The organism is Sutcliffiella horikoshii (assembly GCF_008180725.1).
In the GTDB taxonomy this organism is placed as follows: domain Bacteria; phylum Bacillota; class Bacilli; order Bacillales; family Bacillaceae_I; genus Sutcliffiella_A; species Sutcliffiella_A horikoshii_B.
Map to the genome: position 1 here is coordinate 549,246 of NZ_VTEV01000003.1, position 17,991 is coordinate 567,236.

Genomic DNA, 17,991 nt, shown 5'->3' on the forward strand with positions numbered 1-17,991 from the left:
AAAAGATCACCCTATTTGACTGTTTCCATTTGTTCAGCGGCGGTCGGGGCATTTAGGGCCCTTCTATTTGACCGTTTCTCTCTATTTAACCCGCATTCGGGCTTATAGAGCTGGTCTATTTGACCGTTTCTCTCTTTCTAACCGGCGTTCGGGCTTATAGAGCTGGTCTATTCGACCGTTTCTCTCTTCCTAACCGGCGTTCGGGCTTATAGAGCTGGTCTATTTGACCGTTTCTCTCTTCCTAACCGGCGTTCGGGCTTATAGAGCTGGTCTATTCGACCGTTTCTCTCTTCCTAACCCGCATTCGGGCTTATAGAGCTGGTCTATTCGACCGTTTCTCTCTTCCTAACCGGCGTTCGGGCTTATAGAGCTGTTCTATTCGACCGTTTCTCTCTTCCTAACCTGCGTTCGGGCTTATAGAGCTGTTCTATTCGACCGCTTCTCTATTTTTTCATGGGACCTGGCGTATAATTTGCTTCCTCTTCTACCGTTTTCTGTTTCCACAATGCGTTTCGGGCGGAGAGAACCCCTCTCTCCTACTGTTTTCCCTCCCCACATTGTGTTTTGGGCGGTGAGAGAAGCCACCTCTCTGACTTAGGAAGCTGAAGCCCCTGCTGCCTCGCTCACTCCATCACTGCTCCTTCATCCACCTCGTCAACCGCTCAACAATCCTCCGATTTTCCCTAGGCGGAAAATAATGCGTGTACTCCGGATAATACCACGCCTCCACCTTCTTCCCCATCTCCTTCGCACACTTTTCCAATCTATAAGAATGCTCAATAGAAACGTTTTTGTCCTGCTCCCCGTGGATAATTAAGATTGGAGCAACCAACCTTTCAAGCTCGAACAGTGGTGTCCTCCACTCATATCGCTCTGGATATTTATTCGGAGTCCCTCCAATTACGCGCTTCATCATACGGCGCAGGTCCACTCTCTCCTCATAGGTGAGAAACATATCGGAAACACCGCCCCAGGAAACAACAGAACATACTTCAGGAAATTCAATACCTGTCATGAGAGCCATCACACCGCCGCGAGAGAAACCGAAGACATGAATACGATCAGCCTTCACTTTCTCATGACACGCTAACAACTTATAAGCAGCAAACGCATCCTCCCTATCATCTCCAGCAAAATCCTCATTCCCCTCGCCGCCCTGATTTCCACGGTAAAATGGCGCCATCACCACAAAGCCTTCAGAGGCGAATTGAACGATACGGCCAACACGAACTTGTCCGACATTTTTTATGCCGCCCCTTAAATATAAAAATCCATCATACTTCCCTTCCGCTTTCGGTTCAGCAAGCAGGCCCTTTACCTTCAAACCATTGCTTAAATAGGTCACTGAAAAAACACTGATATACGGACTGGGCGATGGAAATGGAGTCTTTTCAATAATCATCCCGTCTTGCAAAATATTGCCCCCTTTTGACGCACTAGGCATTCACACATATTTAGCCCAAATCATACGCTAATCTATAAAAACATACAAAGCATATGCCCACAATTTCTGAGGAGGTAGGACATGAAAGGTTTAAGAATTACGTTAAGTATTTTATTATCTTTTGCTTTAATCGCTGCGCTTGCAGCTTGCGGTGGCGGCAAAACAGAAAAGGTTCGGATTGCCGAAGTTACCCGCTCTATTTTTTATGCTCCCCAATATGTTGCGATTGAAAAAGGCTTTTTTGAAGAAGAAGGTCTTGAAGTGGAACTTACCACTACTTGGGGTGGGGATAAAACCATGACCACCTTGCTCGCTGACGGGGCGGATGTGGCATTAGTGGGTTCTGAAACGTCTATTTACGTGTATGCGCAAGGCTCCAATGACCCAATTATTAACTTTGCCCAACTAACACAGACTGATGGAACTTTCTTAGTGTCCAGAGAAAAATTGGATAATTTTGAGTGGGATGATTTAAAAGGCAGTACCTTCCTTGGGCAGCGTAAAGGCGGCATGCCTCAAATGGCCGGTGAGTTCGTCCTAAAAAAGAATGGGATTGACCCACAAAATGATTTAAACCTGATTCAAAACGTGGACTTCGCCAACATCCCTAGCGCCTTCGCTTCCGGTACAGGTGAGTTTGTGCAGTTATTCGAACCGCAGGCTAGTATTTTTGAAGCGGAAGGCATCGGCTATATTGTCGCTTCTTTCGGGGAAGAGTCAGGTCACTTGCCTTATACGACATTCATGGCAAAGGAAAGTTATCTAAAAGAAAACCCTGAGGCAGCAGAGAAATTCACCCGTGCGCTCTACAAAGCACAACAATGGGTGGAGAATAACCCTGCTTCTGAAACTGCCAAAGTCATCCTTCCATACTTTGAAGATACGTCAGTAGAATTAATTGAAACCGTTGTGGACCGTTACAAGAGTCAAGGTTCTTTCGCCACCAATCCAATCCTGGATCAAGATGAATGGGATAACCTGCAAAACATCATGGACACAGCCGGGGAGCTTCCACAATATGTGGAATACGGCACATTAGTAAATACAACCATTGCAGAAGAGGTAATGGAAGAATAGGATGATGAACGATGAGTTTATTATCAGTTAATCATATAAATCATATCTATTTTACTCCTGAACGGGCTACAAAGGTACTAGAAGACATCTCCATCTCTATTGAGGAAGGCGAGTTCATCTCCTTCCTTGGCCCTAGTGGCTGTGGGAAGACAACACTTTTATCCATTATTGCGGGTCTCCTTAAACCGACAGAAGGTACCGTATTGTTAGGCGATAAACCTTCCAAAGAATGCGTCTCCAATATTGGCTATATGCTTCAACAGGATTATCTTTTTCCATGGAAGACTATTGAGGAGAATGTACTTCTTGGGTTGAAGATTGCAGATAAACAGACGAAATTAAATATGGAAAGAACCTTACAACTGCTTAAAGAAATGGGACTGCCGGATGTTGAAAAGTTATATCCTTCTCAGTTATCTGGTGGAATGAGGCAACGCGCAGCACTTGTCCGAACACTTGCCACCGATCCTCAGCTCCTGCTTCTTGATGAACCATTTTCAGCTCTGGACTACCAGACGAAGCTTAAGCTTGAGGATTTAGTCTTCACCACACTCAAGTCCTTTAAAAAAACCGCTTTGCTCGTCACCCATGACATCGGGGAAGCCATCGCAATGAGTGACCGCATCTTTCTGTTAAAAGCGAACCCTGGACGGTTGGCGAAAACGTTCATCGTTCCAGAAGAATTAAGAAACATGATCCCATTTGAAGCAAGGCAGCACCCTGACTTCTCCTCCTTGTTCCAAAAGATTTGGAAGGAGTTGGAGCAACTTGAACAAGAAAGCGAACATTGACCTTCTTCACCAAGGTTATTTAAAACAGCTTAAAAAGGTAACTTATCAAGTAAGGTTATATCAGCTAATCATCTTTATTGTCTTTTTTTCCGCTTGGGAGCTTGCCGGGAAAAACAGCTGGATTAATCCATTACTGTTCAGCTATCCAAGTCGGATCTGGAATCTGTTCATGGAGAAAATAAAAGACGGAACGCTGCTTTCCAATATCAGTATCACAGTAACCGAAACCATCTTCGGATTCATTCTCGGAACACTCATTGGAACGATCTTGGCTGCCATCCTCTGGTGGTCACCCATGATTTCTAGAGTGCTTGAGCCTTATTTAGTCATTCTTAATGCAATGCCTAAAGTCGCGCTGGGCCCTATTTTAATTGTAGCTATTGGGCCTAATATGGGGTCGATTATTACAATGGGCGCTATTATTTCCGTCATTATCACAACCATTGTTGTTTATACCGCCTTTAAAGAAGTAGATGATAACTATCTAAAAGTTCTGAGGACCTTCGGAGCAACCCGCAGACAACTTTTCCAGCAAGCAGTTCTCCCAGCGTCCTATCCTACTATTATTTCTACCCTTAAAGTGAATGTCGGTTTGGCTTGGGTCGGAGTCATTGTCGGCGAATTTCTGGTCAGTTCCAAAGGACTGGGGTATATGATTATCTATGGCTTTCAAGTATTCAACTTCACCCTCGTACTATTGAGCTTATTAATTATCGCAGTATTTGCGACCATCATGTATCAACTAGTCGAGTATCTTGAAAAAAAGCTTGTTAAACATACGTAAAAAGAAAGAGCAACCCCTCAAATGGAGTTGCTCTTCTTTATTTTATCAAGACAATGCGTTAGAACATCGTCCTTCATAATGAAACTAAATCGGTTATCTTTTCTTATGTTTGCTGGTATCTCCTTCAAGAGGACAGGACCATTTGTTTCAAAGTATGTAGACTGCTTTTCTAACTTATCAATTACTGCAAAATATACATTTTTAACAATGACTTTTTCTCTTCCGTCCACTTTATACTGCCCTATGTATTTTAACTGGGACACATGTCCACCTGTTTCTTCCTTTACTTCTCTAATCGCACCTTGGTCGGCGGTTTCCCCATCTTCTACTTTTCCACCTGGAAACTCCATTCCCCTGTTCTTATGACTGGTCAACAGCCAATGATTTTGGTAACGGCAAATGACCCAGACGTGTTTGGGATTTTGAGAAAAAGGATGGTCTTCAAAGGATAACATCACTCGGTTGTTATAAATATCTTCAAACTCATACATACTATCGAAACTCCAATATCTCTTTTTTCTTATTTATCTTATCATAGTAGCATCGAAAATGTGAGAGTCAAGTACCCTATTTAGACCATCATTGGTAAAAAACATCTATTCGATTAGATCTTCCATTAATCCCTGATCTTTAATATGGCTCTTAGTTGCTTCATCCCCAAGCTCATATATCATCTTGAACGCCTGTTGCAATCCGTTATCATATGCATCATTTGTTTTGTCAAAATGATATTGTACATACGGTATGTGGGCCCGCCAAAAGCCTTGCCAATCAGAAGAATAGTTTTGATCAAAAATTTCCCTTAAATGTGTTATTTCATCATCTGTTGCCTGTATTTGATAGTCCCAAGAAGATGCTGTACTCACTTGTGAAATTGAACCCTCTGCTAGTGAAATGTAGTACGTTTTACGCTCCATGTATCTTCACCCTTTCCAGTATCTTCTCTTATTTTCACACAAAACCTGTGCTTTATTCTTTTAGATTCACTAGTTATGGGTCCGCCTTTTTTTTAATGGCATCAATAACTTTTTTCAAGATGTTCGGTATTGGTACACCCATTCGTGACGCGTTCTCCATAATGGAAATAAATTCATTTACCAAATAAAATAAAATCGTAACGTCTTTAATTAAATTAGTACCTAATATAATGTCCAACACATGCGCAATGCTAACTAATGCAAAAATAAATACCTTTTGTGCGATACCCTTAAAACCCACTCGACTCGAAAGGCGCTTTTCAACAAATGCCGCCATAATCCCTGTTAAATAATCAACGACTACAAACATAATTAAAAACATTAATAGTGAACTAAAGCCTCCGTAAAAAATAGAAGCCATGGAACCCACTATTGATGCAATTCCAAAACAAATTAAATTGTACTTGTCCATGACAAATCCCCCTGCACCTCACTTTTTTCTATAATCCATATTATGCAAAATACTAATAGCCCGTTACGAAATAGTAGGGTTTTGTGTATGAACTTAACAAATTGGAGGAAACTAATCATTATTTTACTAGAGGAGATAGAAGAAATATGAAGACTTTTGAAACGTTCGTTAATAAATATCATAAAAAATGGATTCGGGATGATGAAGATATTGATGCAGTTGCGTATTCTATCGTGAACAGTTTTTCAAGAGAGCAATGCATCGATCTTATAGCGGAATTATCAGATGAAGACCTCCATCAAGTGGTGGCAGAATTGGTGATGGAGCAGGTAAAAGAGTTGTTGATTAGTGGAGGTCATGGCGACCAAGGTCTGCTTCATTAACCTTTGTCAGAAAAAAAAGCCTGATGCAAGGACTTCGGAAAAGTCCTTCCATCAGGCTACTTGATTTTATTTTCCTAAGAATGCATGCAACATCCAGTTGTGTTTCTCCACGCTTTGGTGGATGGCAAGAAGCATATCACCAGTGGTTTCATCTCCCACTTTGTCCGCAATCTCCATGCCTTCTTTTAACTCTTCGATAAGGGTAGAGAAGTCGCTTGCAATGGATTGGACCATTTGCTCTGCCGTTTCTTTCCCTTCCGCTTCATGGATAGTGGATATCTCCAAAATCTCTTTCATTGTTCCAACAGGAGTTCCCTCAATTGCTAATAATCGCTCTGCCAATTCATCAATATGAGTGGCAGCCTCCCCATATAACTCTTCAAACTTTGCATGGAGTGTGAAGAACTCCGGCCCTTTTACAAACCAGTGATAATTATGTAACTTGATATAAAGAACACTCCAGTTTGCTACTTGCTTATTTACTACATCTGTTAATTGTTTAGACATTTTGTTCCATTGCCTCCTTTAAATATTCCAATATAATATATAGGTTATTTACCCCTTATAGCGTCCCCCTAAACAATGGACTTATGCCTTGATTAGTTTTTGTTAGAGGGTAATAATGATAGATAATGAATATTAAATTATCCGGAGGTATACATCACCATGATGACCATATTAATCATCTGCATCATCATCGTACTTGTCGTGCTATTTCTCACCCTACTCTCCACCAACAAAGCCTACAAATACGAACACACCATAGACCCAATCGAACCAACACAAAACCAAAAAGACCCCGTTGATGAGGAGAAGAAATAAAAAAATTCCCTTTAGGGGTCAGACCCCTAAAGGAGTTTTGCACTTAACGTCGAAACCCCCTGAGCGTCAGGCTCAGGGGGTTTCCTACTTTTAATTTTCTGGTTTAAGATAATTAGTAGTATTCATAGATATATGGTGATTCTGGTTGTTCGACTTTTTCAAGGGTTTCTACTTCGACGTATGGAAGGGTCCAGTTATTGTATTGAGTGGTTGTCAGGGTTCCGCTCACTTTCACCCAGTCATCGTTTTGAAGGTCCCCTGCTCCGCTTATAGTAGACAACGTCCCATAAACACTGGCATCTGCTACGCAACAAGACAATCCAAAACGCGCGACAACAAACTGGTTCTCCGTAAAGTCGGCTTCGCGATATACAAACCCAACCATTTCAATTTTCTTTCCGACAAATTCATCAATGCTCATGTCTATGATATTCATCATTGGAATGTATCTCTCATCATCCACGACAATGGTGTCCATCTCAAGCATCTCAGCTTTCAATTCTTCATAATATCCTTCCGGCGGTTCTTGCAATTCAAACCCTTCTGGATGCTCTAAAGGTGCGTCCGCCAGTTGTTCATCAATGGTCGGTGCACCGCTTTCTTGATCCTCCATATACCCTTCAGGATCATCCAAGTAAGCTTCCGCCCTTGATGTGTCAGACTCTCCGCTTCCATCATTTGAAGCAGTACCACCTGCTGGACCATCAAATGCCCCAGCTTGCTCACGCTGTTCCACAATCATCTTTGAATTTGTAAAACCTCGTTTATCAATAATGGAACTGTCCAAAATATTTTCCGGGAACATGAATCCTGTCACAACAGGCAACACAAACATGGAATAAATCAAAATTGATTGAATGGGAGTGGATGACTCCCCGTGGTCAAATCCACAATTACACACCAGTTCTTCTTTATCTTTAGAGCCGCTGCGCCAAATCTGCACAATACCAAGAATAAACAAAGTTCCTGCTGCAAAATACATGAACGGCATCATCCGTGGTGCAATGAAATTCGTTATATTCCCAGTGGCCAGAAGCTTAAAAAACAAGAGAGTAAATCCCAGCAGTATGATTCCACGCAAATAAATATGAAACCCATAATCACGATTGCTTTCCATCTATTATCATCCTCTCTCCTACAGCACAAGCTGCTGGAAAATAAGTATCGCGGCGAACACGACAATGGTTACAACTGCCATAAAAACAAGTACAAACTTTGTACGGAAATAGGCAAAAAGCATAAATGTATTTTTCAAGTCTAGCATTGGTCCATATACCATGAACGCTAATAAAGATCCCACTGTAAAAGTTGAACCAAATGATGCGGCGACGAAGGCATCCGCTTCTGAACAAAGCGAGAGCACAAATGCAAAAGCCATCATGACAGCTGGAGACAATACTTCATTCTGTCCTAGCGCCATTAATACATTACGATCAAGGAAAGTCTGGAATAAGCTCGCGATGAACGCACCGGCTATCAAGTATTTCCCCATATCAAAAAACTCATCACTAGCGTGGTAGAAGGTCGCTTTCCATTTATTCTGCTGTAGAGCCGGCTCCTCCATTTCTTGTCTGCCTACCAGCTCACTTTTCGACCAACGAAGCTGGTTTTTATTATCAAAAAGCAACAACATCAAAAAGCCGATAACCATACATAAAATAAAGGCAAGTCCGAATCTACCGTATAAAATAGTGGGGTCCCCGTTGAAGGCAAAGTATGTAGAAGCAACAACTACCGGGTTAAGAATAGGTGCACCTACAAGCAACACTACCCCAACATGAAGCGGCATCCCTTTTTTAATTAATCTGCGAACAACTGGAATAATGGCACATTCACAGATTGGTAGAATAACCCCAAGTAACGCTGCCGGAATAATGGCACCTATGGGACTCTTAGGTAAGTATTTTTTTATTTTTTCCTCTGACACGAATGTTTGGATCAATGCAGAGGCGAAAACACCAAGTAAAATAAACGGTATAGCTTCAATGACAATACTTAGGAAGATCGTATTTACATTCAGCCATGAGCTTGGAATATCAAGAGAGATTTCCTTGAAGTCTATAAAAAAGAATAGGTATAGGAACACTCCAATTAAAGCAAGCCCGATCAAATCCTTCAAAAGACTACTGCTTTTCCTCATTCTTCTACTCCTATCATATTTTCTATTTTGTATTATAACATATCAAACTTTTAAAACTTTATCTTTGTTACTAGCAATATATGTCTAATCTATTAACAGTATGATAGAAAAGTATGGAAAACTAGTTCGCGTTTTTGCTTCTTGATTCCTTTTGCATATTCCTATACTATATGAAATATCTATAATCGTAATGATTACTATTTGCAAGGAAGAGGAGTGTTTACTATGCTTCAATGGATTATCATCGGGGGTGGCATTCAAGGTTTAACCGTTGCCACTTTTTTACTAAAAAAGAATAAAACCACTATTAATAAATTGAGAATCATTGATCCAAATCCAAAGCCTTTGGAAAATTGGAAAAGGTGTACATCTACCATTTCCATGCCGTACTTAAGATCGCCCTCTGTTCATCATTTGGATAAAGAACCATTTAGCTTGCAAGCTTTTTCTAAAAAAGAACATAAATATCAACCTAACACAGACTTTTATGGTAGGTATAAAAGGCCATCCTTACAAATGTTCAATGATCATTGTGATCACCTAATAAATGATTTAGATATCCAACAAGCTTATGTCCCATCAAAGGTCCGTCATGTAGAGAAGGGCGATGGGTATTGGAAGGTATATCTTGAAAATGGAGAAGTGTTAAGAACGGAAAAAGTCGTCATTGCCATTGGAATCAGTGATCAGTTGCATCTCCCTGAATGGGCTAGCAACCTAAAAAAGGAACGTACAAATTCTTTATTTCATGTTTTTGACAAAGAGCTTCCTCCTTTTGAAGAAATGGATGGACCGTTTGTAGTGGTCGGTGGTGGAATAACAGCCACACATTTAGCAATCAAACTGGCAAACATGTTTCCAGGTAAAGTGACGATGCTAAAAAGGCATCCTTTTAGAGTCCATGACTTTGACAGTAATCCAGAATGGCTGGGTCCTAAAATGCGACAGCCATTTGTCAAAATGAAAGATTATGAAAATAGGCGCAAAGCAATAAAATCTGCAAGGCATAAAGGCTCCATTCCTTCTGAATTAAGAAACAAAATTAATCATCTCGTTCGAACAAAAAAATTAACCATTAAGAATGGAGTTGTAAATAATTTCCTGATTCAGCGCAATGGTGTACAGCTGCTGCTTGAAAATGGAGAAACAATTACAGGCAGCTCGATTATTATGGCAACAGGCTTTGAACAAGGTCTTCCAGGCAGAGAATGGCTGGAGCCTGTCATAAAACAAGAAAACCTTCCATGTGCAAAGTGCGGCTATCCCATTGTTAACCACATGTTGGAATGGGCACCTAATCTCTATGTAAGCGGCGCCCTGGCGGAACTTGAAGTTGGCCCCATAGCACGCAATATTTCTGGTGCCAGAGTAGCAGCAAACATCATATCTTCCATTTAAAAAAGGATGACCCAGATTGAGTCATCCTTCCCTTTTAACCAAATACTTTTTTCAAATCTTCTTTATCCTGCTCTAACCAGAACTTCATCAAACGCTTCGCACCTTCAAGGTCATGAAGCTTTGCTTGACCGCACTGTTTTTCGTTTGCAGCCGGAATTTCTTCAATTTTAACTGCATCCTTTAACGTGTCTTCCATCAAATCAACAATTTCATCTACTGTCGGTTCGCCGCTTACCACTAGATAGTAGCCAGTTTGGCAACCCATTGGAGAAATGTCGATAATATCAAAATGGCTGTACTTTTCCGCATGTGTACGGATGTTAAATGCCAATAAATGCTCCAAAGTGTGAATAGCGTCTGGCTTCATCGCTTGTTTGTTTGGTTGGCAAAAACGAATATCATATTTATTAACAACACCGTCTGTCCCTACTTTGTGTACTCCACAATGACGAACATAAGGAGCTTTTACCGCATTATGATCTAGTTCAAAACTTTCTACTGAAGGCATAATAGCACTCTCCCTTTATTTAAAAGTTATTTACAGTATAACACAAATTCAATTCCAATTAAATTCATCTGATTTATACGAATTTAATAAATTTTTGGTTTCCCTAATTTTCGATTATAATTTACTTGAGGTGACAGTAAATGAAGCATGTCTTTTTATACATCATTCGTTTTTATCGAAAATTCATTTCCCCATTAACGCCGCCAACTTGTCGATTTTATCCAACATGCTCTCAATATGGAATGGAAGCAATTGGACGTTTTGGAGCAATTAAAGGCGGTTGGCTGACAATAAAGAGAATTCTAAAGTGCCACCCTTTTCATCCTGGGGGCATTGATCATGTTCCGGAGAAGAAAGACAAATGTTAATTTTTTTCATATCCATTAACAACAAGATCGAGCTTGCCTGTGTGCGGGTCAATAACTAGTCCATGCACAGGTACACCCTCTGCCATAAGTGGATGGTTTGCAATCATATCCACACTTTCACGGACGCTTTCCTCCACGCTGTCAAACCCTTTTAAGAAACCTGCTACATCAATACCTGCATATTTCAAATCATCAATCGTTTCTTTTGTTACTCCCCTTGCTTCCATCTTTTCACGCATGCCCTCGGGATTGATTTTTCCCATTCCGCAATCGTGATGTCCTACAACTAATACTTCATCCGCTTGTAGTTCAAACACGGCAACCAAGATACTTCTCATAATACTTCCAAACGGATGCGATACAATAGCTCCGGCATTTTTAACAATCTTCATATCACCATGCTTTAGATTCATCGCTTTTGGTAACAGGTCCATCAACCTTGTGTCCATGCATGATAATACTACTAATTTTTTGTCAGGAAATTTAGTGGTCTGGTATTGAATGTATTCCTCTTTTTCAACAAATCCAGTATTATGTTCTAAAATTTCATCCAGTAACTTCATTCTTTTTACCCTCTTTCTGAATAATAGTTTAGATTCCCTTCTTTCAATATGACAAACTCAAAACAAAATGACAATAAAAATAGCTTGTTTTCTTTTTATGTTTTTAGTAATATTTTATAAGTAAATCGTAAAGGTTACGTTTTAAACAAGAAAGGAAGTATGTATTTTATGAAAAGGAAAATACCTGTAACAGTGCTAAGCGGTTATCTTGGTGCAGGAAAAACAACCCTGTTAAATCACATTTTATCCAATAGAGAAGGTTTGAAAATTGCAGTAATCGTTAACGATATGAGTGAAGTAAACGTTGATGCTGCACTTATCCAACAAGGCGGTTTCTCCAGAACCGAAGAAAAATTGGTGGAAATGCAAAACGGCTGCATCTGCTGTACATTGCGAGAAGACCTCATGAAGGAAGTGGAGCGCCTAGTTGATGAAGGGAACATTGACTATATTGTGATCGAGTCCTCCGGCATAAGTGAACCAATCCCTGTTGCCCAGACTTTTACTTACTTAGATGAGGAGTTCGATATTGATCTCACAGAAAAGTGCCGCCTGGACGCGATGATTACCGTAGTGGATGGTTTCCGCTTTTATGATGACTATCAATCTGGCGAAAGCTTACTAGATCGCAAACAGGGAACAGATGAATCGGATATACGCGAAATATCTGATTTATTGATAGACCAAATTGAATTTGCCGATATTCTGTTATTAAATAAAACTGATTTACTAGAAACACAATATGTAGTGGAATTAGAGGCACTATTGAAGAAATTGAATCCGGAGGCAAGAATAATTCAAACGGTGAATAGCCAAGTAGAATTGGAAGAGATTCTGAACACAGGGTTATTCGACTTTGAAAAAGCGAGCCAGGCTGCTGGTTGGATTAAGGAATTAAACGAAGAGCACATTCCTGAAACGGAAGAATACGGAATCACTTCCTTCGTGTACCGCCGTAGAAAACCCTTCCATCCAGTGCGTTTCAAGAACTGGCTAGATAACTGGCCGGAAGAAATCGTTCGTGCAAAAGGTTTCTTCTGGCTTGCTTCTAGGAATGATATGGCTGGACTAATTTCTCAAGCAGGTGCCTCCATCATGATTCAGGGTGCTGGAGAATGGGTTGCAAGTTACAGTGAAGAGGAAAAACAGTTAACATTACAAGAAGAACCTGAATTACTAGAAAGATGGGACGAAACATATGGAGACAGAATGACAGAACTAGTCTTCATTGGCATTGAAATGGAACAAAAGCAAATCGAACGTTCACTGGACACCTGTCTTCTTACAGAAAAAGAAATGAATGAGGACTGGTCCAAGCTTGCAGATCCTGTACCTGCTTTTATCGTAGAGTAATTGTAAAAATTTTATAACATTTGACTTTTTAGTTCTCAAATCGTAATAGTTACGATATAATGTGTTGGGATACAAAACGAGAGGAGAAAACAATGAAAACTAAATCTATTTTTATCGCAATGATGTTAGTAGTTTTTACATTCCTTGTGGGATGTAATTCAGATAATCAGGCTTCTGACGGTAGTGAAAAATTGACTGTCTATACGACCATCTTCCCTTTAGAGGACTTTACAAAGAAAATTGGTGGCAATCATGTCGAAGTGAAGTCTGTCTTTCCACCTGGTTCAGATGCACACACGTTTGAGCCATCTACAAAAACAATGAGCGAAATGGCTTCTGCTGATGTTTTTATTTATACAGGTGTTGGAGTAGAAGGTTTTGCTGATAAAGCAAAAGATGTGTTGGAAAATGAGGATGTTCCTGTTGTAGCAGCTGGTAATGGAATTGAACTACGTGGTGAAGAAGAGCACGGTCACGAGCATGAGGACGAAGCTCATGAAGAAGAGCACGATCACGAGCATGAAGACGAAGCTCATGAAGAAGAGCACAATCACGAGCATGAGGACGAAGCTCATGAAGAAGAGCACAATCACGAGCATGAGGACGAAGCTCATGAAGAAGAGCACAATCACGAGCATGAGGACGAAGCTCATGAAGAAGAGCACAATCACGAGCATGAGGACGAAGCTCATGAAGAAGAGCACAATCACGAGCATGAGGACAAAGCTCATGAAGAAGAGCACAATCACGAGAATGAAGGACATGAAGGGCACGATCACTCAAATGGCGATCCGCACGTTTGGTTAGATCCTACACTTTCTATTACACTTGCTGAAAACATTAAAAACGCACTGGTGGAACTAAAACCAGAAGCCAAAGAAGATTTCGAAGCTAATTTTGAATCCTTGAAAACTGACCTTGAAAAATTAGATTCAGAATTCAAAGAAGCATTGGATAGCGCGAAAACAAACAAAATCTTAGTTAACCACTCAGCATACGGTTACTGGGAGAATCGTTATGGCTTGGAACAAATCAGCGTTAATGGTTTATCTCCAACCCAAGAGCCATCACAGAAACAATTAACAGAAGTTATCCATACTGCAAAAGAAAATGACATCAAGTACGTTATTTTCGATCAAAACATCAGCGGGAAAATTGCCGAAGTGGTAAAAAATGAAATTAAAGCAGAAGCGCTGGTCCTTCATAACTTAGAGGCAATTACTGAAGAAGATGCAGAAAATGATGAAGACTATTTCAGCTTAATGCGTAAGAACTTAGAGACTTTGAAAAAAGCGTTGAATTAACTTAAAAAAGAAAGAGGCAGCCGAATGGCCTGCCTCTTTCTTTTTTAGTTCTCCTATTCCCCTCTCAATGCTTCACAAAACTTCTCCACTTTCTTATCATCAATTTCTTTTCCTATTAGTATAATGGAAGGCTCTATGTCGGTTTTCTCGATTCTGTTCATTACCAAAGTAGATGCAGCATACTGAAACTCGTAAAAGCCTGGCGTTTCATCAAGCCGTACAATTCCTTTGGATCTTACCACGTTTTTAGATAGCTTTTTCAATTGTTTCTCAAGAACCACACGATTAATCGGCTCGGAAAACGTCACTTTTACAGCTTCAATGTGATGGTGGTGATGATGGTGGTGGTGACCATCATGATTATGTCCAGCACCTTCTCCATGCTTATCTACCTTCACTTCTCTCCATTGCATTCTCTTTTCCAAAAGGATCTCCAATGGAACCTCCCCATAGCTAGTCCTGTAAACAGGAACATGATCATCAAGCTCATCTGCAAGCTTAGACTCGACTTTAATCAATTCTTTCTCCGAGACGAGATCCATCTTATTCAGCACCAACAAATGAGCAGATGTGACTTGTTCCTTCAACAAACCTCTGATCTCTTTAGAGCTATTAAAGAAGCTTTGATACTCAAGATAGTGACTGGCATCCACGAGACTAATCATGGACTGCAGTTCAAAATAATTCATATAGAGAGGGTTCAATAAAACATCTTTGATTTCAAGTGGATTTGCAACACCTGTTCCTTCAATAATCAAAACATCTACCTTTTCACCTACATACTGATCAAGAGTAGATTTTAAATCATCTTGAATGGTACAGCAGATGCATCCATTGAGAAGTTCTACTACACTTTCTCCCTGAAAAAGATGAGATTCCACATTTTCATCCCCAAGTTCATTCAAGATAATCCCTGGTTTTAGTCCCTGACTCTTAAAGTGGTTTAACATATGTAAAAGCACGGTTGTTTTTCCGCTTCCCAAAAACCCGCTGATAACGTAAACTGGTACTTTTTTTGACATTATATTAGCACTCCTTACATTTAACTTATTATCCTAATACCCATTATACAATGGACTCAAAAGCAAATACACCGACAATAAATCGTAATCATTACGCTTTTTATTTTATAGCTAAAACCTTTTTTATTCAAGTTATTTACCCTTTCAGCTAAATCGTACAAATTCAATTAGTAAAATATGTATAATTGGTGGAAAAATGTGGACTCTAACGTTATATAAAAGCACGAAGGGACGTAGCCAAAATGGAAGATGTAGTAATTGCTCGGTCATTGTTTGGAACTACAATGGGATTTCATATTATATTTGCAACACTGGGCGTTGGGATTCCTTTAATGATTCTCATTGCCGAATTGATGTATCAAAAAACGCAAAACCGTGAATATGCGATTATGGCAAAAAGGTGGACAAAAGCAAAAGCGGTGCTACTAGGGGTTGCAATCCCTACTGGTACAATTGCCGGAGTTCAACTTTCCCTTTTGTGGCCTGGATTTATGGAGGTCATCGGTAAGGTCATGGCTCTTCCGTTTCAGATTGAAATATATGCGTTTTTCATTGAAGCATTATTCATATCCATATACGTGTATGCTGCAGACCGCATTTCACCCTGGATGCGCATTTTAAGTGTGACACTTGTTACAATCGGTGCGGCAGCATCTGCCGTACTCATCACAAATGTCCATGCGTTTGAAGGAACACCGGCAGGCTTTCGGATTGAAAATGGTCAGATTGTCGACGTGGATCCTTGGGCCGCTTTTTTCAATCCTAGTTTCGTCGTTACGGCTGCGCATGTGGCAGTCTCTGCCTTTATGACAGGGGCCTTTGTCATTGCCTCTGTTGCAGCCTATAAAATGTTACGAAACAAACATGATGAGCGGGTATATAAATTTCACCGAAAAGCACTGATCATGGGACTTGTTGTAGGAGGGATTTTTTCGTTTATGACTGCTATAAACGGACATGAATCTGCCCAACAGTTGCACCAGTATCAACCAGAAAAGTTAGCAGCAGCAGAAGGACTGTTTGAAACCCAATCTCATGCACCTCTTGCAGTGGGAGGATTCACCGATCGAGAAGCTAAAGAGGTTAAATGGGGAATCGAGGTTCCATGGGCACTAAGCTTTTTGGCGGATGATCGTTTTGACACGGTAGTTGTCGGTCTGGATGATTTTCCTGAAGAGTATTGGCCGCCATTGTTTGTACATACCCTTTTCAACGCAATGGTTGGAATTGGTTCACTACTGATCATGCTCTCTTTAGTAGGGTTCTTTTGGAGTAAGATTCTCAAAAAAACAACCTATCCCAAATGGCTTATGTGGCTGTTTGTCGCTGCAGGTCCACTCTCGATGTTGGCTATAGAATTTGGATGGATTTTCGCGTGTACCGGAAGACAGCCATGGGTTATCTATCGCGTGATGTTAACGGAGGATGCAGTTACTGGAAACCAAAATCTCGCCGCATTGTTTATAGCGTTTGCAGGTATTTATGTACTTCTAGGTGTTGCAGTGGTAATGGTCCTTCGCTATTACTTCAAGCGACATCCAATTGAGGACGAGTTGAACGATATTCCCCCAACACCTACTGGGGTTCAAGCATAAGGAGGATCACCTTCATGACAGACGTAATATTGGCAATTACGGTCCTATGGGGTTTCATTTTTATCTACGCCGTCATGGCGACGATGGATTTCGGAGCCGGTTTCTGGTCTATGCTCTATATAAAGAATGAAAAAACAAATGCCACCAATATCGCCAACCGATATTTATCCCCTACGTGGGAGGTCACCAATGTATTTGTTGTCGCTGTTGTGGTGGCTATATACAGTTTCTTTCCAAGCGCCGCCTATACACTCGGAACTGTTCTTTTAATACCAGGAAGCATCATTCTACTTTTGCTTGCAGTCCGTAGCGGATTCCTTGTGTTCTCCCATATTGTCGACGATTATCATAAACCGCTAACGTACGTATCAGGAATCAGTGGATTTATAATACCAGCCTTTTTAATACTTGTTTTGCCCATTACACATGGTGGATTTGTGGATAACATCAATGGGGTGGATACATTAATGCTTGGCCGGTTATTAACCAGCCCACATGCCCTTTCTTTCATCTTGTTTGCGGTTAGCAGCACTTTGTTTTTGTCTTCCTTGTTACTTGCGGATTTCTCTAAGGTTGCAAAAGACAGACATGCGTATGCTATTTACAGAAGGGATGCCTTAATCTTAGGTCCTGTCTCATTACTAGGCGCTCTACTAATCATGATTACCATGCGATACGAAGCAACATGGTTATTTAATGGGATGATGGACTATCTTGTATGGTTATTCATTTCAGCTGGTATGTTCGTCGTGACAGGAGTTGCACTTGTTATACCTGGAAAGGATGGATGGAACGGCCTGCCAAGGTTAGGAGTTGTTTCTGCTTTTATACAGTATGCATTGGCTAGTTACGCATATGGGCGCGCACATCTTCCCTACATCGTCTATCCAAATGTCACAATCCAAAACGGATTTACAGATCCAGCTTCCTTTCGGGCGCTCTTCATTTCTTATATTGTCGGATTTATCATCTTGTTTCCAGGTTTTATCTACTTCTGGCGATTGTTTATGAAGGATGAAAAATACATCAAAAGTGAAAATTAAGGTCAGG

General features: G+C 40.6%; 21 protein-coding genes. 11 read left to right on the forward strand and 10 right to left on the reverse strand.

The genetic code is table 11. The features are described from left to right. Window positions 1-631: 631 nt before the first annotated feature. A complete protein-coding gene (locus tag FZC76_RS09535; protein ID WP_148988039.1) occupies window positions 632-1,402 on the reverse strand; it encodes an alpha/beta hydrolase family protein in 771 nt (256 codons plus the stop codon). Window positions 1,403-1,525: 123 nt separating this feature from the next. Between FZC76_RS09535 and FZC76_RS09540 the strand changes: the two genes are divergently transcribed. The 3 genes from FZC76_RS09540 to FZC76_RS09550 are packed head-to-tail and all read left to right on the forward strand — an operon-like array spanning window position 1,526 to window position 4,096. Continuing rightward, entirely contained in the window at window positions 1,526-2,521 is a 996-nt protein-coding gene (locus FZC76_RS09540) for an ABC transporter substrate-binding protein (RefSeq protein WP_148987975.1), read from the forward strand. 11 nt (window positions 2,522-2,532) lie between these two features. Continuing rightward, the gene (locus FZC76_RS09545) at window positions 2,533-3,312 is read left to right on the forward strand and encodes an ABC transporter ATP-binding protein (protein ID WP_148987976.1); all 780 of its coding nucleotides are present in this window, start codon (window positions 2,533-2,535) and stop codon (window positions 3,310-3,312) included. Beyond that, entirely contained in the window at window positions 3,290-4,096 is an 807-nt protein-coding gene (locus FZC76_RS09550; RefSeq protein WP_148987977.1) for an ABC transporter permease, read from the forward strand. The genes FZC76_RS09545 and FZC76_RS09550 overlap by 23 nt, the downstream gene beginning before the upstream one ends. A 17-nt stretch (window positions 4,097-4,113) precedes the next feature. Here FZC76_RS09550 and ytkD read toward each other — a convergent pair whose 3' ends face one another. From ytkD to FZC76_RS09565, 3 genes are all read right to left on the reverse strand, one after another. Continuing rightward, entirely contained in the window at window positions 4,114-4,587 is a 474-nt protein-coding gene (ytkD, locus tag FZC76_RS09555) for an RNA deprotection pyrophosphohydrolase (protein ID WP_148987978.1), read from the reverse strand. Window positions 4,588-4,692: 105 nt separating this feature from the next. Then, window positions 4,693-5,013, reverse strand: coding sequence for a hydrolase (locus tag FZC76_RS09560; protein ID WP_148987979.1), 321 nt, complete (start codon window positions 5,011-5,013; stop codon window positions 4,693-4,695). A 73-nt stretch (window positions 5,014-5,086) separates the two neighbouring features. Then, the gene (locus FZC76_RS09565) at window positions 5,087-5,485 is read right to left on the reverse strand and encodes a phage holin family protein (RefSeq protein WP_148987980.1); all 399 of its coding nucleotides are present in this window, start codon (window positions 5,483-5,485) and stop codon (window positions 5,087-5,089) included. A gap of 146 nt (window positions 5,486-5,631) precedes the next feature. Here FZC76_RS09565 and FZC76_RS09570 point away from each other — a divergent pair, with 146 nt between their 5' ends. Then, window positions 5,632-5,868, forward strand: a complete 237-nt coding sequence (locus FZC76_RS09570; protein ID WP_148987981.1) for a DUF6154 family protein — start codon at window positions 5,632-5,634, stop codon at window positions 5,866-5,868. Window positions 5,869-5,934: 66 nt separating this feature from the next. Here the strand turns inward: FZC76_RS09570 and FZC76_RS09575 are convergent, their stop codons facing one another. Then, complete coding sequence (locus FZC76_RS09575) at window positions 5,935-6,375, reverse strand: Dps family protein (protein WP_148987982.1); 441 nt, start codon at window positions 6,373-6,375, stop codon at window positions 5,935-5,937. Between the two features lie 159 nt (window positions 6,376-6,534). Between FZC76_RS09575 and ytzI the strand changes: the two genes are divergently transcribed. Continuing rightward, on the forward strand, window positions 6,535-6,690 hold the full coding sequence (ytzI, locus tag FZC76_RS09580; protein WP_148987983.1) for a YtzI protein: 156 nt from the start codon (window positions 6,535-6,537) through the stop codon (window positions 6,688-6,690). 112 nt (window positions 6,691-6,802) lie between these two features. Here ytzI and FZC76_RS09585 read toward each other — a convergent pair whose 3' ends face one another. Both FZC76_RS09585 and FZC76_RS09590 read right to left on the reverse strand, forming a co-directional pair. Further along, the gene (locus FZC76_RS09585; RefSeq protein ID WP_148987984.1) at window positions 6,803-7,807 is read right to left on the reverse strand and encodes a TIGR03943 family putative permease subunit; all 1,005 of its coding nucleotides are present in this window, start codon (window positions 7,805-7,807) and stop codon (window positions 6,803-6,805) included. Between the two features lie 18 nt (window positions 7,808-7,825). Beyond that, on the reverse strand, window positions 7,826-8,830 hold the full coding sequence (locus FZC76_RS09590; protein WP_148987985.1) for a permease: 1,005 nt from the start codon (window positions 8,828-8,830) through the stop codon (window positions 7,826-7,828). Window positions 8,831-9,055: 225 nt separating this feature from the next. On the opposite strand from FZC76_RS09590, the gene FZC76_RS09595 reads away from it, so the two are divergent. Beyond that, complete coding sequence (locus FZC76_RS09595; RefSeq protein ID WP_148987986.1) at window positions 9,056-10,228, forward strand: FAD-dependent oxidoreductase; 1,173 nt, start codon at window positions 9,056-9,058, stop codon at window positions 10,226-10,228. 34 nt (window positions 10,229-10,262) lie between these two features. Here FZC76_RS09595 and FZC76_RS09600 read toward each other — a convergent pair whose 3' ends face one another. Further along, window positions 10,263-10,736 carry an S-ribosylhomocysteine lyase gene (locus FZC76_RS09600; protein ID WP_148987987.1) on the reverse strand — a complete coding sequence of 158 codons (474 nt, stop codon included), beginning with the start codon at window positions 10,734-10,736 and terminating at the stop codon, window positions 10,263-10,265. Window positions 10,737-10,876: 140 nt separating this feature from the next. On the opposite strand from FZC76_RS09600, the gene yidD reads away from it, so the two are divergent. Beyond that, on the forward strand, window positions 10,877-11,104 hold the full coding sequence (gene yidD, locus FZC76_RS09605; protein ID WP_148987988.1) for a membrane protein insertion efficiency factor YidD: 228 nt from the start codon (window positions 10,877-10,879) through the stop codon (window positions 11,102-11,104). Here the strand turns inward: yidD and FZC76_RS09610 are convergent. Beyond that, window positions 11,101-11,667, reverse strand: a complete 567-nt coding sequence (locus FZC76_RS09610; protein ID WP_063559789.1) for a beta-class carbonic anhydrase — start codon at window positions 11,665-11,667, stop codon at window positions 11,101-11,103. The genes yidD and FZC76_RS09610 overlap by 4 nt on opposite strands. A gap of 168 nt (window positions 11,668-11,835) precedes the next feature. On the opposite strand from FZC76_RS09610, the gene FZC76_RS09615 reads away from it, so the two are divergent. Next, window positions 11,836-13,020 carry a GTP-binding protein gene (locus FZC76_RS09615; RefSeq protein WP_148987989.1) on the forward strand — a complete coding sequence of 395 codons (1,185 nt, stop codon included), beginning with the start codon at window positions 11,836-11,838 and terminating at the stop codon, window positions 13,018-13,020. 92 nt (window positions 13,021-13,112) lie between these two features. Further along, window positions 13,113-14,324 (forward strand): metal ABC transporter solute-binding protein, Zn/Mn family, encoded by a 1,212-nt coding sequence (locus FZC76_RS09620; protein WP_148987990.1) that lies wholly within the window; start codon window positions 13,113-13,115, stop codon window positions 14,322-14,324. A gap of 53 nt (window positions 14,325-14,377) precedes the next feature. Here the strand turns inward: FZC76_RS09620 and FZC76_RS09625 are convergent, their stop codons facing one another. Then, a complete protein-coding gene (locus FZC76_RS09625) occupies window positions 14,378-15,346 on the reverse strand; it encodes a CobW family GTP-binding protein (protein WP_148987991.1) in 969 nt (322 codons plus the stop codon). A gap of 242 nt (window positions 15,347-15,588) precedes the next feature. Here FZC76_RS09625 and FZC76_RS09630 point away from each other — a divergent pair, with 242 nt between their 5' ends. Together FZC76_RS09630 and FZC76_RS09635 are read left to right on the forward strand one after the other, a co-directional pair. Further along, window positions 15,589-16,941, forward strand: a complete 1,353-nt coding sequence (locus FZC76_RS09630) for a cytochrome ubiquinol oxidase subunit I (protein WP_148987992.1) — start codon at window positions 15,589-15,591, stop codon at window positions 16,939-16,941. A 14-nt stretch (window positions 16,942-16,955) separates the two neighbouring features. Continuing rightward, window positions 16,956-17,984, forward strand: coding sequence for a cytochrome d ubiquinol oxidase subunit II (locus tag FZC76_RS09635; RefSeq protein WP_148987993.1), 1,029 nt, complete (start codon window positions 16,956-16,958; stop codon window positions 17,982-17,984). Window positions 17,985-17,991: the final 7 nt, after the last annotated feature.

Excerpts from the sequence above, each read along its gene's own strand:
- FZC76_RS09535 (WP_148988039.1), bottom strand. The coding sequence starts at position 1,402 with ATGATTATTGAAAAGACTCCATTTCCATCGCCCAGTCCGTATATCAGT.
- FZC76_RS09540 (WP_148987975.1), top strand. The coding sequence starts at position 1,526 with ATGAAAGGTTTAAGAATTACGTTAAGTATTTTATTATCTTTTGCTTTA.
- FZC76_RS09545 (WP_148987976.1), top strand. The coding sequence starts at position 2,533 with ATGAGTTTATTATCAGTTAATCATATAAATCATATCTATTTTACTCCT.
- ytkD (WP_148987978.1), bottom strand. The coding sequence starts at position 4,587 with ATGTATGAGTTTGAAGATATTTATAACAACCGAGTGATGTTATCCTTT.
- FZC76_RS09560 (WP_148987979.1), bottom strand. The coding sequence starts at position 5,013 with ATGGAGCGTAAAACGTACTACATTTCACTAGCAGAGGGTTCAATTTCA.
- FZC76_RS09565 (WP_148987980.1), bottom strand. The coding sequence starts at position 5,485 with ATGGACAAGTACAATTTAATTTGTTTTGGAATTGCATCAATAGTGGGT.
- FZC76_RS09570 (WP_148987981.1), top strand. The coding sequence starts at position 5,632 with ATGAAGACTTTTGAAACGTTCGTTAATAAATATCATAAAAAATGGATT.
- FZC76_RS09575 (WP_148987982.1), bottom strand. The coding sequence starts at position 6,375 with ATGTCTAAACAATTAACAGATGTAGTAAATAAGCAAGTAGCAAACTGG.
- ytzI (WP_148987983.1), top strand. The coding sequence starts at position 6,535 with ATGATGACCATATTAATCATCTGCATCATCATCGTACTTGTCGTGCTA.
- FZC76_RS09585 (WP_148987984.1), bottom strand. The coding sequence starts at position 7,807 with ATGGAAAGCAATCGTGATTATGGGTTTCATATTTATTTGCGTGGAATC.
- FZC76_RS09590 (WP_148987985.1), bottom strand. The coding sequence starts at position 8,830 with ATGAGGAAAAGCAGTAGTCTTTTGAAGGATTTGATCGGGCTTGCTTTA.
- FZC76_RS09595 (WP_148987986.1), top strand. The coding sequence starts at position 9,056 with ATGCTTCAATGGATTATCATCGGGGGTGGCATTCAAGGTTTAACCGTT.
- FZC76_RS09600 (WP_148987987.1), bottom strand. The coding sequence starts at position 10,736 with ATGCCTTCAGTAGAAAGTTTTGAACTAGATCATAATGCGGTAAAAGCT.
- yidD (WP_148987988.1), top strand. The coding sequence starts at position 10,877 with ATGAAGCATGTCTTTTTATACATCATTCGTTTTTATCGAAAATTCATT.
- FZC76_RS09610 (WP_063559789.1), bottom strand. The coding sequence starts at position 11,667 with ATGAAGTTACTGGATGAAATTTTAGAACATAATACTGGATTTGTTGAA.
- FZC76_RS09615 (WP_148987989.1), top strand. The coding sequence starts at position 11,836 with ATGAAAAGGAAAATACCTGTAACAGTGCTAAGCGGTTATCTTGGTGCA.
- FZC76_RS09620 (WP_148987990.1), top strand. The coding sequence starts at position 13,113 with ATGAAAACTAAATCTATTTTTATCGCAATGATGTTAGTAGTTTTTACA.
- FZC76_RS09625 (WP_148987991.1), bottom strand. The coding sequence starts at position 15,346 with ATGTCAAAAAAAGTACCAGTTTACGTTATCAGCGGGTTTTTGGGAAGC.
- FZC76_RS09630 (WP_148987992.1), top strand. The coding sequence starts at position 15,589 with ATGGAAGATGTAGTAATTGCTCGGTCATTGTTTGGAACTACAATGGGA.
- FZC76_RS09635 (WP_148987993.1), top strand. The coding sequence starts at position 16,956 with ATGACAGACGTAATATTGGCAATTACGGTCCTATGGGGTTTCATTTTT.